This is a genomic window from Mucilaginibacter sp. P19 (assembly GCF_050632265.1).
Taxonomy (GTDB): domain Bacteria; phylum Bacteroidota; class Bacteroidia; order Sphingobacteriales; family Sphingobacteriaceae; genus Mucilaginibacter; species Mucilaginibacter gossypii.
Window position 1 is genome coordinate 2,608,733 of record NZ_CP192586.1, and the last position, 14,379, is coordinate 2,623,111.

A 14,379-nucleotide genomic window follows, 5' to 3' on the forward strand; every position below is an offset into this window, starting at 1 on the left:
GACAGGCGCCCGGTAATGTCCTTGCTTAATGACCGCTGAATAGTCAAATGCGGGTGCCTTGATCTTTAGGATTGTATCTTTAGGCGGTTGTAGCAGTCATTATCCGTCAGATCAAATAGTAAGACGACCTATTGCCTCATAAGCCCGAATGTAAATATTGTTGCCCCTACCAGAGCACATGATGGATTGAATGCAACGGATAAAAAACGAAACGGATATTTGTTTTTGGTAAACAAATATCCGTTTGATAGATTTGCCCCCAATTCCTTTTTTGGGTTGATGTTAGCAGCCTGCTTTCTTAACTCTATAAAAATACCTGCGTTGCAATAACATAACTGCCCTTTGAAAAAGCTTGCTGATTATTAACAACGATAGGTCTGGTTTGATATTTAAAGGAGATTTTGGCATGATGGCCGTCAAGGTAAACGTTACCGCCGGCACTCCACCAGGTGAATTTTGAACTGCCGTACCTTTCAAATTGCTGCAAGCTGTATTCGGCAAATGGCTGTAAACGCACAACGTCTGTTTTTAAAAGCGTTTTGGGCAATAAAAGGCCAACCTGGGTAAACCATGATGAACCTGTACCAATAATCGGAGCAACGTTACCATAGCCGGCCTGTGATACAACTCCGGTATAGTTTTGGGCCGGTCCGACATTTTCATTCATGATCGATCCGTTTCTCAGGTAATTTGGCCCGAAGTCATCATGGTAATAAACACTATAGCCGGTAAATGCCCAGTTTTGCCGCTTGCCGCCAAAGGGTAGATCGGCAAATACGTCAGCCGCCCAAATGCTAATATTATGGTTAATTAGCGGAGATGTAGCTGTATTGTTTACTTGCGTGGTGGTACCCTTGCCGGTGTAATAGTAGCCGACACCGATATTCAGCACCTTTTTTGTACCAACATAGGTTCCAGTGGTATAAGGAACCAAGGTGTTTTCTTTATCAAAAAATTGCCAGGCTGCATATCCCGTAGTAGACAGGTTACCGTTTGCGTTGTTATCTACCGCATAATTTAATTCAGGGGCATTGGGCTTAGCATAGGCGACGGCGGGAGTAATAACAGTAAACGGCTTGTTAACCGCCCATCGGTAGGTAACAGGCCCTATAACACCCTTAAGATAAATACCCACCTGGCGTCCCAGCTGATCAGAATTATCGATCAGGGGCCAGTTGTAAATTGGCGCATCGATGGCCAGGAAGTTGAATGAGCTTAAGGATGACATGCGGCTGATACCAACCCAGTAATGCAAGCCCGTACCAATGTATAATGAGGCAAAGTTACGCTTATGCGTTGCAAAATCATTGTCTGGAACAATGGTATATTCATTCCATAACTCATGCACGTACAGGGAAGGCTTTTTGCCCAAAGTTCCGTTGAATGTTGCGCCGCCGTTTCCCGTATTGCCGCCTCCTGCCGAACCACCGCTGGAGAAGCTTTGATTATCTATTCCAATAGTTCCAAGTACCAGGTAGCGCTGGCTTAACTGGCTGTATAATGCAAATCGGAATTGGCGAACGCTGAAGTCCAGTATATTATCTTTAGCGATGCCGTTTACTGCAGTACCGGGATTCAACTCTGAATATCGGGCCCTGAAGTCTGTCCAGACCAGGAACCTGACATATTTTTGACCCGTGCTGTCCAGCTTAATGGTTAGCCCGTCAGTATAGGATGGCGAACCGCCTTGCCCGTAAGCTATGCCAATTGTCAAAGCCAGAATTACTGAAAATGAAATTTTTCTGATGTATTGTTTTGTTTTCATCGTCGTAACGTTTAGATATTTATATCATTTCTTTGCGGCAGAACCGGTTTCTTTGATGATCAGACTGATCAGAAATGCCATTCCGGTAGTTGCCAGCAGGAAAGTAACAGCCCCATTAAAATGAACTGCCGGGTCCGCCGCGGTCGTTAAGGTTTTTCCAAAAAGTGTGCGAACACCGGTCCCAGTATAGCGGTAACACCAAATGTCAGGAAGTTAATCCCGCCGGTCGCACTGCCTTTAACACTATCTGGGTTGGCTTCCTTGATGATGGAATATGGGATCATAGCCGTTCCAGAGGCTATGCCGAATATGAGCATTGTGACAAAAGCAGAGATCAGGCCTGGAAAGTAGGTAAATTGTATTAGGCAGATAACCATCAATATGATGCACAAAGATAATACAGGCTTTCTCCTACCAAGGAGATCAGAAAACCAACCGAGTAGGGGGGCGCCAATCACCCAGCCGAGCGGCACCATGGAGCAGGTAATTACTGCCAAACTATAGGAAAAACCTCGGTCATGTTGCAGGAAAGTAACTCCCCAGGTCATGGCAAAAATCGTGGTAGGAGCAAACAACAACCCTGAAATAAGTCCGCTCAAATAGGATTGAGGATTGGAAAAAACAACTCGGTAAGGAACGAGTATGCCCGAAAGAGTGTTTTGTTGCTGGTTACGCTTATTTTCTGCAGGCGTACTCAGGAAAAGCATTAGTGTGACTATACCGCAGGCAATGCCTATCCCAACCCAGAATACGGTAACAGGCAAACCTGACCTCAATAAGGGACCGGTCACGAACTGACCTGCCGATCCGCCAAGCATACCAATACATTGGGTTACCCCAATTGCTGTGGCCAGATAACAGGGGGCGAATCCATGGGCAGCGAGATAAACACATCCGGTAAAGGCAAATGCAGAACCTGCTCCCTGAAGTAAACGGCCAAAATCGCCCATGGCTGCAGACGGTGCAGCAAAAGCCAGGCAGCCTAAGAACAATATACCGGTGCCAATAGCGATAGGGTAGCGTGCGCCGAAACGGTCTAAAGACATTCCTGCTATTAAGCTGGTAACAGAATAGGTATAATAATAAGTACCTAAGATGCCACTTACACCCAAAGCGTTTACCTTAAAAAGTGTGCTTAACTGGCTGATCATTACAGCCGGTGCCGACCGAATGACATACTCCAGAAAATAGAAAATCAATCCGAAAACCCAGGCTATAATAAATGCGCGGTCCCGGAACATACGGCTCATAGTGGGATTAGCTGCCGGCGATGTTATGTTTTTCATGTCCTTCGTGTTAATTGTTCAGGTCTTCCAGATGCTTGTAATTGGCCCTCAGCGTGTCGATCACTTCTTCAAATTTTCCCCCAAGCATCATTTTGCCCATATACAGGGACATGCCTTTTACCATTTTGAAGTTTAGTTTTGGCGGCATGGCTAATGCATTGGGATCCGTAAAAACGTTCACCAATACCGGGCCCTGATGTGCCATAGCCTGGGTCATCGAACTTTCCAGCTGTCCCGGATCATGAATAGTAATTCCTTTAATGCCGGTGGCCTCAGCAACCATAGCGAAGTCGGGATTTTCCATGTCGGTTTGATAATCCATAATTCCGGCAACTTCCATCTCAAGTTTCACCATGCCAAGTGACCGGTTGTTGAAGACGATGATTTTTATATTGAGATTGTACTGTTTAATGGTTGCCAGATCGCCAAGTAACATGGAAATACCACCATCACCGCACATGGCGACTATCTGCCGGCCTGGAAATGCCAGCGCAGCGCCGATAGCCTGTGGCATTGCGTTTGCCATCGAACCATGTGTAAACGATCCAATCAATTTTCGCTTTCCGTTGGCGGTAATGTAGCGCGCGCCCCATACGCAGCACATACCTGTATCGACAGTGAACACCGCATCATCCGTTGCGAGTTTGTCCATAATGAAGGCCACTGCTTCCGGATGTATAGCGTCCGTTTTGCCCTTGTCATTTACATAAATCAGTAGGTGGTCTTTTACCTTTTCATGTACTTGCAACTGGGCTTTCAGGAAACTATTATCTGTTTTTCTTTCGAGGAGGGGCATCAAAGCTGTTATGGTAGCCTTCACATCCCCCCAAAGCCCTATGTCTAATTTCGCCCGTCGTCCCAAGCGCTCCGGCTGAAGGTCAACTTGCACCAGCGTCTTATCCTGGGGAATAAACGGAACGTAAGGAAAATCAGTTCCCAGTAGCAGGATCAGATCACTTTCGTGCATGCTGTGGTATGCGGCTGGTAAACCCAGAAGCCCGGACATACCAACCTCATTAGGATTGTTGTGAGCGATACTCATCTTTCCACGGAAGGAATAACCAACCGGCGCTTGTAAGAATGACGATAGCTCAACAACTTCTTTATGGGCTCCGGCGGCACCAATGCCGCAGAAAATACAAATCTTTTGATGGGAATTGATCAGTTCGGCTAACTCCTGAATTTCTTCTGCTGACGGTTGAATAGTCGCCGTCGTAAAGTAATTCCTGTCAGCGGATATGTTATCCACGGCCGGTAATCCCGCCACGTCTCCTGGAAGCCCTAAAACGGCAACTCCTTTTTTTGTATGGCATGCTGAATAGCTGCCTGTGCCATTCGGGGAAGCTGATGGGCAGTATTAGCGATCTGGTTATAATGACTGCAATCGTCAAATAGCCTGGTCGTGTTGGTTTCCTGAAAATAGCCTGAGCCGAACTCCCCGGTGGCGCAGGTTGATACAATAGCAAGTACCGGCACGCCCGAACGGTGCGCGTCATACAACCCATTTACTAAATGGACATGCCCGGGGCCGCTGCTTCCCGCACAGCAGGCCAGGCCTGTAAGTTCTGCATCCGCAGCGGCCGCGAAAGCACCCGCCTCCTCGTGCCGCACGTGGATCCATTGAATGTTCCCATCTTTCCGGACTGCGTTATTAAACTCGTTTAAGCTATCCCCGGTAACAGAATAGATACGCTTAATGCCCGCTTTAACCAAAAGCTCAACAAGTTGTTGTGATACGTTCTTTGTCATTTGTTGCTTTGTTTAATTGTTAGGTGAATCCTGGCCGGATGTCTTCCGTCCATCATCAACAAGGAGATAGGGAATGTAGTGCCAGTTAATAATTAATTGATATTCAATTATTTAATTCAAATTCGAGAAAATGAAGGTAGCGATATATCGAAGTTTAGGCAGTTGTGATTGAAATGCCGATAATAGGCGGCGATTAAAGGAATCTGCTGTAGATCTCGTTCAGATAATAGCTGGCGAACGCTTAAAAAACGGTTAATGACCAAGTATCGCTGACAAAATAATGAACAGGACTAAAGAAAAGTTCTTGCCGGAGCATCAGGTGGATTGTACCGTGGGATAAGGTCTTGCCATTTGCTATGTATGTTAAACTTGCGGGAATTAGTCTTCAGGAGCTATGCCCGCTAATGATACTGAATAATATGATGAGCAACACCAGGATGGTGATCACGGTGTAGAGGGAATCTTTAGCTAATACAAAGCTCAGTAAGGCGAGCACCACCCTCATCACGGGGGTAGCGATAAGCAACATGATGCCAAAGTTAATGATGGCGGTGCTTTGGAAGGACAAAAGCCCCTGGAAGACCGCTGGAAATGATAGCCTGCTTACACGGAAGGCGCTGAATGCGGCAGGTTCTTCACTGCGGCTGGATAAATATCCTATGCCGCCTGCAACCATAAAAATCAATGACAGGAAGACACCCAACCGAAGGGCGCCGCCAATCAGCTGGTTGATGTTGTTTTTATTGAACTTATCCATTTAATGATGCGCTTTAAGGCCGTTATAGATCATTTGAACCGCAAGCAGGGAAACGACAATTGCAAACAGCAGGCGCAGGATCTGCGGTGAATTAATTTTTGTCAGCAGCTTGGCACCTGTCAGTGCCCCGAAGACTACCCCCGTTGCGACAGGCACTGCGATTACAGGATCAATGTAGCCGTGCTGGAAGTAGATCACTGCGCCGGCGGCAGCAGTTACGCCAATCATAAAGCTGCTGGTGCTTGTGGAAACTTTAAATGGAATATTCATTACGGTGTCCATGGCGAAAACTTTTAATGCTCCCGACCCGATGCCCAGCAAACCGGAAATAACGCCGGCAAAGAACATGGCGATGAAGCCGCCTGTAATATGCCTGACCTTATAAGGAATGACCTGTGAACCATTGTTATAAGTACCGTTCAGCTTCAGGCGCTCACCTAATTTAGATACCTGTTTTGATGGGTTATCGTTTTTCTTGCGTAGTGACATGACTGAGGAAAAAATCAGGATAGCTCCGATCATGACGGGTATTAAATGTGCCGGGACGAGGGCTGCGTATAAAGCACCCACGATCGCCCCAAGCGTTGTTGAAACTTCTAAAAACATAGGAAGGCGAAAGTTAGAAAGGCTGTCTTTAACGTGAGCAGCGCCTGCACCGGAAGAAGTAGCAATGACAGAGATCAGAGATGCCCCAACTGCGTAATGAATGTTGACATGCAGCAGTAAAGTCAATAACGGAATAACAATAAAGCCACCACCCAACCCTGTCATCGAACCTATTAAGCCTGCCAGGTAAGCTCCGGCTAATATGAAAAAAGTAAATGCAATTAGCGTCATCGGTTAAATAGGTGATTGCCGTTTGTAAATAGAGAAGCCTTGCACGGTGTGCAATCCATGTGCGCCTTCTGGCTTGGGGAACAGGCAAGGCCCCGGGAAGCCGCCCTAACAACAGCTTCCGGGTTGTACTTCACCTGTCCTGTAATTAAAAAATTCCTGGTTCATGATCGATCATACGGTGCGAAGATCTCCCGTGGTCCCTGGTTACGAAATCCCCTACTATACGGCCGACTCCCGGAAATTCATGGTCGGGATTGGGCATTTCCTCTTCCAGGTAGGTTTCATGATGATCATGCCCCTCTGGTGCCTCGGCGACTGTTTTCTTTTCCTTCTTTTTTGTTTTCATGATTGAAATCTTTAAGTCTGTTTATGTAAATCACTGTTGTTAATTACTGAAGAGGTATCAATGAAAGTGCCATGTTTTAAATAGTTGTAAGTCAGTTGTTTGTTGTTTTTTATGAGCGTGTACAAGTGCTTTATATCGCTAATCCGGTCTCCATTGTTGATATATTGTTTTTTACCAGCATTTTATCGGTTTTATAGTACGGCCGTGCTTGTTGCCAGGCTTACGGCCGACCCAGATTTTTGGACTTAAAATGTCTTAGTGGCCACCCGGAACATCGTCATGACAGACAAGTAGGAGATAACGATAGTGGCTAACAGAAGCATTCCGGCGGCAAAGAGCTGATGGGCCCAGTCGGGTTTATTTTCCACATAGGTAAGTGCTGTGATAGAAAGTGCCGATAACGGAAAGCTCACCGACCACCATGAGATTTTAAAGGGACATGCTCGGGGAATTAGAAAAATCTTACTGCCCAGCAGCAGGGCCAAAAACAGATTAAAATAGAATAAAGTTCCGGCTGTAATATCCAGCTTCATCGTCAACTGGTGGTAAACCGTGAAAGCAAGTGCTAATGGCGCAGTTAAAATAAAAAGGGATGGTTGCAGGCCCTCCGGTAAAGGTGCCTGGAAAATCAGCCTGGAGATAAGGATCACGAGAAGGACCAGCGCGAATACTGAACCGATCCCGAAGGCCATCATTGTTATTTCATGGATGCCGGGCAAAGGCAATTGATTACCGATTATAGGTATGTCCAAAGTACCTACGATGGGAAGGACCCATGCAGGCATGGCTGAGTCAGGTTCCTGCCGCTCATCCAGCCATCTTCTCAGCATATACCATGCAAAAAAAGCATTAATATGGCTCCGGTACACCAGATGACGATGGCCACCCTAGGAAAAAAATCGATGACGACCCCGGGTAGGAGCAGCAAGCAGATGATATAGGTTGCGAAAAAGCAAATCGTTTTCGGCGACCGGAACTCCTCTATAATTAATTTTCGGAACTTGTACCATTTGACCAGATAACAGGCTGATAAGGCTATAAAGGCCGCAATCGCGAACAATCTGAAAATCAAGTACGGCAATTCCCAAATGTTCCAGATCACTGCAGCCCGCCGCCAGGCAAAAGATAAACCGCATAAGCCCATTACGCTGCCGAATATGCTCACCGGCATAAATTCAATAAAGCTTTCTCTTGTGGAGGTTATCATATGGCTAATAAATTAGTTGATACAGTTATGCGGGACCGGGTATGCTAATCCTTTATGATGACACCGAATAAAAGGCGTGCCAATTATTAATTAATTGTTAATCAGTTATTTGTTGTTTGTTGCGCATTCGCCGTATCGCGGTATTACGCTAATTGGTTTTCGTCATTGATATGCCGCTAATTATGAGGTGCTACGGATCCCCACACTCTTTTGACTTATGTAACAATGGATGGATCAATAATAACCTTCTCGACAAGGTCAATTCCGGGTGCCGCTTTGTCTCTATTTAATCAATGGCCCGGACAAAAGTGATATATCGTTATCAATTGAAATAATTGTTCTATTTAAGTTGTTGATAGTTAGTTTATTGTGAGGTGGTATGGGATTGGTTAGATGCTTCGTAAACTAAATCGTTAAATTTTAAACCAATCAAAATGAAAAGTAAAAGATTGACCAAATGGTGTAGGCTGCTGGTATTACTGATGGCAATTGCCTCAGGTTTTACCCTGATCGGTAAAACATACGCGCAGGCCCTAAAAGTTAAAAATGTCGTGATTGTACACGGAGCCTTCGCCGACGCTTCGGGCTGGCAGGGGGTATACAGGGAACTGACCCAAAAAGGATATAATGTGACGCTTGTTCAGAACCCTTGCACCTCGCTTAAAGAAGACGTAGACGCGACAAATTTCGCTATCGACAAAATGGACGGCCCTGTGATACTTGTAGGTCATTCGTGGGGAGGGACCGTTATTACACAGGCCGGTGTTCATCCGAAAGTGGCAGCGCTTGTTTATGTTAATGCCTTTCAGCCAGAGATTGGCGAAAATACAGTAAAGCTGGCTTCAAGTGCACCGCCAAAACCGGAAAACGGTTTATTGCCACCGGATGAAAAAGGAAATGTATATTATTCAAAAGAAAAGTTCCATGCCGGTTTTTGCGCTGATGTTAGTGATGAGACCGCTGAATTTATGTTCGCTTCATCCGGTTTTATTCCCGCCGAAGCATTTGGAACTCCTGTAACGGAGGCCGCCTGGAAAAACAAACCCACCTACGGCATCTCATCTGAAGACGACAAAAGCATCAACCCGGTCATTACGATGAATGGCTATGAAAGGTCAAACAGTATCGTCACCCGCCTGAAAGGAAGCCACGTTGTTTTTATGACGCACCCACAGGAAGTTGCGGCAGTAATCATGACTGCGGCCCAACAGATCAGCAAATAGCCCCAAGAAAAGAAAAATCCCTGGATTGATGTTGTCCAGGGATTTTTCTTTTCTTGGGGCTAAAAATCGATACCGTATTTGGCTGCCCATTTGCGCTTGATCTTTCTTTTCGCCGTAATAAATTCTTGGTCCGTTCCTTGTGCTATGGCGTCAATAGGATATCGCAGCGGCCGGGAGCCTTTTTCCATATCGATCAGGGCTTTGATACCATCAGCAATTGCTTGCGGGTTCATGTTAGATTCCTGCATTTTGCTGAACATTGCCATGCCCAGTGCGGCGATGCGCGGTTCAAAATCAGGATATGCCGTAGCTATTTCGGTACGGTCGGCATTATGCCTGCCTTTATCGCCCATACTTGTGGGATAAACTCCGCAAGGAATGGACACGTTTTCAATTCCAAAGTCACGCAGCTCTGAATCAATACCCTCAATAAATGTTTCCAGGGCGAATTTGGAAGCCATATAAGGAACCACATAGGGAACTGAAAAACCACTCGCCACGGTCGACAGGTTGATGACCAGTCCTTGCTTTGATTTTCTCATCACCGGCAGAACGGCCTGGTATGTTCGGATAGCTCCATGAAAATTTATTTCAAAGATTCATTTATACGCACCGATTGAATAGCCCTCAGCCACACCAAAGCCCGTTACAGCTCCGTTATTGATCAATACATCAACATTGCCATATTTGTTGATGATGTAATTAAATGCATTGATGACCGATTGATCATCGGCCACATCCATATCGATAACTTCAATATTATCAGTTGCAGCAAGTTCATCTGCAGCATTCTTGTTCTTTTCTATCGTGTTCCGCATAGTAGCCATCACGGAATGACCACCGGCCGCTAGTGTCAGCGCCGTAAGTTTTCCAAAGCCTGTACTTGTTCCTGTTATTACTATTACTTTTGACATGGCATACTTTTTTACAATGATCGCGCTTCTGTGATAAACAACACTTGATTTTTAATAAGAACGGAATTGATGAAAATCAATACCGGGGGGATATCGGGTAAGCTGTTTAGATTTTTTTGTGTTAAGCTGTTTTCGGATCCGGCTTAATGTTTCCGGCGTCATGCCAAGATAAGAAGCCTGCATGTGCAATGGGACCCGGTTTGCCAAAAGAGGAGAGCTTTTTAAAAAAATAAATATTTTTCTTCTGCTGTCGACATGATAGCAGCCAGTATGCGTGCATGGGCCGCATTCAAGCTCTTTTGCAGAATCGAATTTACAAGGTCCCTGAAATGTGGTATTTTTTCGAAGATCCGTTGAAAATTGTCTTCGTGAATTAGTAATACGACAGAATCGTCCAGGGCTTCGATATTGTATTTTGAAGACGTGTCGTTCATCAGGCTTTCGCGATCACCGGTCCACCAGTTTTCAACAGCGAAATATACCGTGTGTTCCTGTCCTTTTTCATCAATACTGAATTTCCTGAGCAGTCCTTCGCAAACGAAGGCATTTAATTTCCATTTGTCTCCCGAATTAAGGAGAAACTGATGCTTCTTCAGGCGCCTGATGACACTGACCGATTCAATAAATGCCAGGTCGGCTTGGGAAACGTTAATTTTGTCTGCCAGGTATTTGCGGAAAACTTCAAACATGATGCCAAAATCCCAAAGTGAGAAAATACAGCAAATTGCCCCTGCGTTGTGCCTGTTGATGGTGTTGTAATGCGCTGAAATTCAGGATATTAAAACAGTGTCAATACTAAAGAGTTACAAGCGTCCTTCAGCATTGAATATCGGCGCTGGAACGGTCTGCTGGCTAAATCAGCGCAGCGGTAACGCCGCCATCGATAACCGGTGCTCAAGGATTTCAGAAATTCCCGGTCCCACCTCAACAACAGAGGGGGGATAATTATCCCCCTCTGTTGTTGGTCAGTTAGTAGTTTCAGGAATGATATCTGTTTCGCCGGAAACAGTGTAAAGTGTGCCATGTCTTTCAAGGATGCGCACATGTTCTATCACAGCTTTTAAAGCCGCCTGGAACATTTCGCTTTTCAGATGATCGTCAAGGGCTTTTTGATTTACCCAACCTTCGGCCAGTACACAGGTATTAGGATCTACCATATCCCATGAAAAGTGGTAATACACGTTGCCTTCTGTTTTCCTGGTAGCAGATATGTGCGACAAAACCGCGTTGGTGAAAATTTGCTTATCTTCCGGATGAATGGTGTAAGTGGTGTGTACAACCAATACTGCTTTCTTACTCATGATGATCTAATTTATTTGATATGTAGGATGGATTAATAATTTATTTCTGGCTTTCCGAAAAAGCCGCATTGAGTTTAACCGGGTCATAGTATTCATACATTTCTATGATCTTCCCGGCTTGTTCCGTGAACATGGTAATGTAGTTTTGTTCATATTCCCTGCCCGTTGCTGCTACCGTGACACAAGCTTCATAGGTTGCAAAGGCCTTGTGCGGGTCCAGAGTCGGATAAACGACCGGGTTGTTAAAGCGGATACCAGGTACCATTTGCAGGAAGGATGCTGTTGCTTTTTTTATTACATCCTTTCCGGCAACCACTACAGGCAGGCCCGCCGACTCTGCATACGGAAATACCAATACAGCATCATCGTGTAAAAGATTTAACCATTCTGCTGGGTCCCGGGTAGCTGTGTCCAGAAATTTTAAAACAAGGGAGCTGATGTCTGCTGTGCGGGTACCGTTATCTTCTATCTCCGTTTCCATATGATTTTTATTTTACTCGTCACCATCCAGATTTATTATTGAAAACTACCTTTCGAAAAATCCGTGGTTTGATCCGGTTGCAAATGTAAATCGTCTCTTACCCTCCGGCGGTTGACATTTGATAGGAAATGATTTGACAAATGTCAAGCGACGGCGTGCCGAAACATAACTCATGACAACCGCCGCGTTTACTATACCTGCGCCTGTCCGCCATCAACAAATATTTCGCTTCCCGTCATGTAAGTACTCTCATCCGATGCCAGAAAGACCGCGACAGCTGCTATTTCATCAGGGTGTCCTACACGGCCAAGCGGCGACTCATCGCTGAAAGCCTGCATGGCCTGGTCCTGTATACTGCTGTCGAACAAGCCTAAAAGACCGGGAGTGGCCGTGGCGCCAGGAGAAAGCACATTGACTCTGATACCTTTGCCACGCAGGTCCAGTGCCCAGCTACGTGCAAAATTTCTGATGGCCGCTTTGGTTGCACTGTAAACGCTGAAGGCTGCGGTGCCTCTGGAACCGGTAGAGGATCCGGTCAGGATAATGGATGCTCCCGAAGATAAAAATGGCAGCGCCTTTTGTATCGTAAATAACGTCCCCCTTACATTCACATTGAACGCCAGGTCGAAGCCGGCCTCGGTGATACTGCCTAGTGGCTCAAGAGTACCCAGCCCGGCATTGGCAAATACGATATCCAACCGGTTGTGACCGGCGCGGATAACTTCGTAGATTTTATCGAGGTCGGCAAGGTTACTGATATCACCCTGGATCGCCGTGGCGTTTTGTCCGATTGAACTAATGGCTTTATCAAGTTCTTCCCGGCGTCGGCCCGTGATGTATACATAAGCTCCCTCGGCAACAAATCGTTTAGCACTTGCCAATCCGATACCGCTGTTGCCGCCGGTAATCAATGCGACTTTCCCTTCAAGCCTTCCTTCAGCTATTGGTGTATCCGACCATTCGTTAAGTTCATTTTCCATATTAAATTTTTTAAGTGTGATTTATTGAAATAATGTTATTGTAGCCGGATATGATCAAAGCAACCGCCTTTCTGCTTCAAGGATCGCTACGTCATTGATGCTTGCATAACGCTTCCGCATGAGCCCGTTTTCGTCAAACTCCCAATTCTCATTACCGTAAGCGCGGAACCATTCACCTTTTTGGTTATGGTATTCATATTCAAAGCGCACGGCTATACGATTATCCGTATATGCCCACAGCTCTTTTTTTAACCGGTAATCCAACTCTTTTTCCCACTTCCCCTGTAGGAAATGAATGACCGCTTCCCGGCCGTTTATAAGTTGATCCCGGTTTCGCCATTCTGTATCTACAGTATAAGCCATAGCAATTTTCTCAGGGTTCCGCGTATTCCACGCATCTTCTCCGGCTTGTACTTTGATGAGCGCAGTTTCCAGGGTAAATGGTGGGAGGGGGAGTTTTTGTGTCATAACCTCGGTAGTTAATTTATTAGCGTTTGATATAAGACTTCAGCAAGGGCAGATCAATTGTTCATGATGCTGAAGATAAAATCAAGTGCCATAATTTAAAATATTGAAAATCAGATATTTAATTTGTTTTGTTTTTAAGCTTCCATGCGATATATCAGGTAAATACAAGCGGTTCTTGAAATAGCGCTAATAGAAATCTTGTTTATGGCAATGATCACGAGTATCTATGGAAAGTTGTTCGCGCTTTTTAGTGCCGGTTCGTTCTGAATTACTGTAAAGCGCCCGAATAATCTGTCTCTGCACTCGGCTTTGAGATTGCCTAGTATCACAAGACTATCGGGATTTCATTTTTCTAGTTCCAATTAGCGAAATAACGTGAGGTTAGGGTTGGAGATTTACTTGTAATATTTTGATATACAGTATTTTATATTATTGGCATCAATATTATTTCACGCTTCTTGTCTATTTCCGATGCCTATCGTCATCCGGAAGGGGACATATCTTAAAACACAAAATAATTATGGAAACAATCAAAGTTCCTACCCGGGAAGAAGTAAGCCCGGAGTCACGGGCAATGTTCGATCATATCACTCAGAAAATTGGCAAACTGCCAAATTTGTACGCAGTAATTGGCTATTCTCCTGCCACTTTAAAAGGTTTTCTGCAATTTGATTCAGCGTTAAGCAGCGGTGTATTCAGTTCAAGGGAACGTGAGGCAATTTACCTCGTTGTATCAGAAGTGAATGAATGTCGATACTGTCTGGCAGCACACACCGTCACCGCAAAAAACAATGGTTTTAACCATGACGAGAACAATCAATATCCGTAAAGGTATCAGTTATGAAACCAGGCTGACCACTGTCATCCGCTTGGCCAAATACATCGCTGAGAACCAGGGCCAGGTAGACCCTGTACTGCTTTGTGACTTTTTCGAAGCCGGTTACAACGAAGACGCACTGATCGAACTGATTGGTTTGGTTGCGCTGCGGACTTTCACCAATTACGTTTATGCGGTAACTGGAGTACCGCTCGATTTCCCCGAAGCCATCAGCTTAAAATAATAAA

At 45.3% G+C, this 14,379-nt stretch carries 15 protein-coding genes and 2 pseudogenes; 3 read left to right on the forward strand and 14 right to left on the reverse strand.

Annotation, left to right across the window (positions count from 1 at the left end):
- Window positions 1–304: 304 nt before the first annotated feature.
- The 8 genes and pseudogenes from ACQ86K_RS12595 to ACQ86K_RS12630 form a co-directional block, all read right to left on the reverse strand.
- On the reverse strand, window positions 305–1,765 hold the full coding sequence (locus ACQ86K_RS12595; RefSeq protein WP_091170566.1) for a hypothetical protein: 1,461 nt from the start codon (window positions 1,763–1,765) through the stop codon (window positions 305–307).
- Window positions 1,766–1,911: 146 nt separating this feature from the next.
- Window positions 1,912–3,051 carry an MFS transporter gene (locus ACQ86K_RS12600; RefSeq protein ID WP_431200466.1) on the reverse strand — a complete coding sequence of 380 codons (1,140 nt, stop codon included), beginning with the start codon at window positions 3,049–3,051 and terminating at the stop codon, window positions 1,912–1,914.
- 10 nt (window positions 3,052–3,061) lie between these two features.
- Complete coding sequence (locus tag ACQ86K_RS12605) at window positions 3,062–4,300, reverse strand: thiamine pyrophosphate-dependent enzyme (RefSeq protein ID WP_431200467.1); 1,239 nt, start codon at window positions 4,298–4,300, stop codon at window positions 3,062–3,064.
- A gap of 32 nt (window positions 4,301–4,332) precedes the next feature.
- Window positions 4,333–4,800, reverse strand: a complete 468-nt coding sequence (locus ACQ86K_RS12610; RefSeq protein WP_431200468.1) for a thiamine pyrophosphate-binding protein — start codon at window positions 4,798–4,800, stop codon at window positions 4,333–4,335.
- A gap of 385 nt (window positions 4,801–5,185) precedes the next feature.
- Window positions 5,186–5,557, reverse strand: coding sequence for a DUF1634 domain-containing protein (locus ACQ86K_RS12615; protein WP_091170571.1), 372 nt, complete (start codon window positions 5,555–5,557; stop codon window positions 5,186–5,188).
- Window positions 5,558–6,394 (reverse strand): sulfite exporter TauE/SafE family protein, encoded by an 837-nt coding sequence (locus ACQ86K_RS12620; protein ID WP_091170574.1) that lies wholly within the window; start codon window positions 6,392–6,394, stop codon window positions 5,558–5,560.
- 145 nt (window positions 6,395–6,539) lie between these two features.
- On the reverse strand, window positions 6,540–6,740 hold the full coding sequence (locus ACQ86K_RS12625) for a hypothetical protein (protein WP_091170577.1): 201 nt from the start codon (window positions 6,738–6,740) through the stop codon (window positions 6,540–6,542).
- A gap of 245 nt (window positions 6,741–6,985) precedes the next feature.
- A pseudogene (locus ACQ86K_RS12630) lies at window positions 6,986–7,947 on the reverse strand (SLAC1 anion channel family protein).
- Between the two features lie 434 nt (window positions 7,948–8,381).
- Here ACQ86K_RS12630 and ACQ86K_RS12635 point away from each other — a divergent pair.
- Window positions 8,382–9,170 carry an alpha/beta hydrolase gene (locus ACQ86K_RS12635; RefSeq protein WP_091170583.1) on the forward strand — a complete coding sequence of 263 codons (789 nt, stop codon included), beginning with the start codon at window positions 8,382–8,384 and terminating at the stop codon, window positions 9,168–9,170.
- A 59-nt stretch (window positions 9,171–9,229) separates the two neighbouring features.
- On the opposite strand, the pseudogene ACQ86K_RS12640 reads toward ACQ86K_RS12635, so the two are convergent.
- From ACQ86K_RS12640 to ACQ86K_RS12665, 6 genes and pseudogenes are all read right to left on the reverse strand, one after another.
- Window positions 9,230–10,084: pseudogene (locus ACQ86K_RS12640) on the reverse strand (SDR family NAD(P)-dependent oxidoreductase).
- 221 nt (window positions 10,085–10,305) lie between these two features.
- The gene (locus ACQ86K_RS12645) at window positions 10,306–10,773 is read right to left on the reverse strand and encodes a Crp/Fnr family transcriptional regulator (protein ID WP_431200469.1); all 468 of its coding nucleotides are present in this window, start codon (window positions 10,771–10,773) and stop codon (window positions 10,306–10,308) included.
- A 276-nt stretch (window positions 10,774–11,049) separates the two neighbouring features.
- Window positions 11,050–11,385 (reverse strand): putative quinol monooxygenase, encoded by a 336-nt coding sequence (locus tag ACQ86K_RS12650; RefSeq protein WP_091170590.1) that lies wholly within the window; start codon window positions 11,383–11,385, stop codon window positions 11,050–11,052.
- 40 nt (window positions 11,386–11,425) lie between these two features.
- Window positions 11,426–11,866: a nuclear transport factor 2 family protein gene (locus ACQ86K_RS12655; RefSeq protein ID WP_091170594.1), complete on the reverse strand. Its 441-nt coding sequence runs from the start codon at window positions 11,864–11,866 to the stop codon at window positions 11,426–11,428.
- Window positions 11,867–12,057: 191 nt separating this feature from the next.
- On the reverse strand, window positions 12,058–12,846 hold the full coding sequence (locus tag ACQ86K_RS12660; RefSeq protein ID WP_091170598.1) for an SDR family NAD(P)-dependent oxidoreductase: 789 nt from the start codon (window positions 12,844–12,846) through the stop codon (window positions 12,058–12,060).
- 54 nt (window positions 12,847–12,900) lie between these two features.
- Complete coding sequence (locus ACQ86K_RS12665; protein WP_091170602.1) at window positions 12,901–13,314, reverse strand: nuclear transport factor 2 family protein; 414 nt, start codon at window positions 13,312–13,314, stop codon at window positions 12,901–12,903.
- Between the two features lie 520 nt (window positions 13,315–13,834).
- On the opposite strand from ACQ86K_RS12665, the gene ACQ86K_RS12670 reads away from it, so the two are divergent.
- Window positions 13,835–14,143: a carboxymuconolactone decarboxylase family protein gene (locus ACQ86K_RS12670; RefSeq protein ID WP_431200470.1), complete on the forward strand. Its 309-nt coding sequence runs from the start codon at window positions 13,835–13,837 to the stop codon at window positions 14,141–14,143.
- A complete protein-coding gene (locus ACQ86K_RS12675) occupies window positions 14,118–14,375 on the forward strand; it encodes a hypothetical protein (protein WP_431200471.1) in 258 nt (85 codons plus the stop codon). Before ACQ86K_RS12670 ends, ACQ86K_RS12675 begins: the two co-directional genes overlap by 26 nt.
- The last annotated feature ends 4 nt before the right edge of the window (window positions 14,376–14,379 follow it).

Excerpts from the sequence above, each read along its gene's own strand:
- ACQ86K_RS12635 (WP_091170583.1), top strand. The coding sequence starts at position 8,382 with ATGAAAAGTAAAAGATTGACCAAATGGTGTAGGCTGCTGGTATTACTG.
- ACQ86K_RS12600 (WP_431200466.1), bottom strand. The coding sequence starts at position 3,051 with ATGAAAAACATAACATCGCCGGCAGCTAATCCCACTATGAGCCGTATG.
- ACQ86K_RS12675 (WP_431200471.1), top strand. The coding sequence starts at position 14,118 with ATGACGAGAACAATCAATATCCGTAAAGGTATCAGTTATGAAACCAGG.
- ACQ86K_RS12625 (WP_091170577.1), bottom strand. The coding sequence starts at position 6,740 with ATGAAAACAAAAAAGAAGGAAAAGAAAACAGTCGCCGAGGCACCAGAG.
- ACQ86K_RS12670 (WP_431200470.1), top strand. The coding sequence starts at position 13,835 with ATGGAAACAATCAAAGTTCCTACCCGGGAAGAAGTAAGCCCGGAGTCA.
- ACQ86K_RS12610 (WP_431200468.1), bottom strand. The coding sequence starts at position 4,800 with ATGACAAAGAACGTATCACAACAACTTGTTGAGCTTTTGGTTAAAGCG.
- ACQ86K_RS12660 (WP_091170598.1), bottom strand. The coding sequence starts at position 12,846 with ATGGAAAATGAACTTAACGAATGGTCGGATACACCAATAGCTGAAGGA.
- ACQ86K_RS12615 (WP_091170571.1), bottom strand. The coding sequence starts at position 5,557 with ATGGATAAGTTCAATAAAAACAACATCAACCAGCTGATTGGCGGCGCC.
- ACQ86K_RS12650 (WP_091170590.1), bottom strand. The coding sequence starts at position 11,385 with ATGAGTAAGAAAGCAGTATTGGTTGTACACACCACTTACACCATTCAT.
- ACQ86K_RS12665 (WP_091170602.1), bottom strand. The coding sequence starts at position 13,314 with ATGACACAAAAACTCCCCCTCCCACCATTTACCCTGGAAACTGCGCTC.
- ACQ86K_RS12620 (WP_091170574.1), bottom strand. The coding sequence starts at position 6,394 with ATGACGCTAATTGCATTTACTTTTTTCATATTAGCCGGAGCTTACCTG.
- ACQ86K_RS12595 (WP_091170566.1), bottom strand. The coding sequence starts at position 1,765 with ATGAAAACAAAACAATACATCAGAAAAATTTCATTTTCAGTAATTCTG.
- ACQ86K_RS12655 (WP_091170594.1), bottom strand. The coding sequence starts at position 11,866 with ATGGAAACGGAGATAGAAGATAACGGTACCCGCACAGCAGACATCAGC.
- ACQ86K_RS12645 (WP_431200469.1), bottom strand. The coding sequence starts at position 10,773 with ATGTTTGAAGTTTTCCGCAAATACCTGGCAGACAAAATTAACGTTTCC.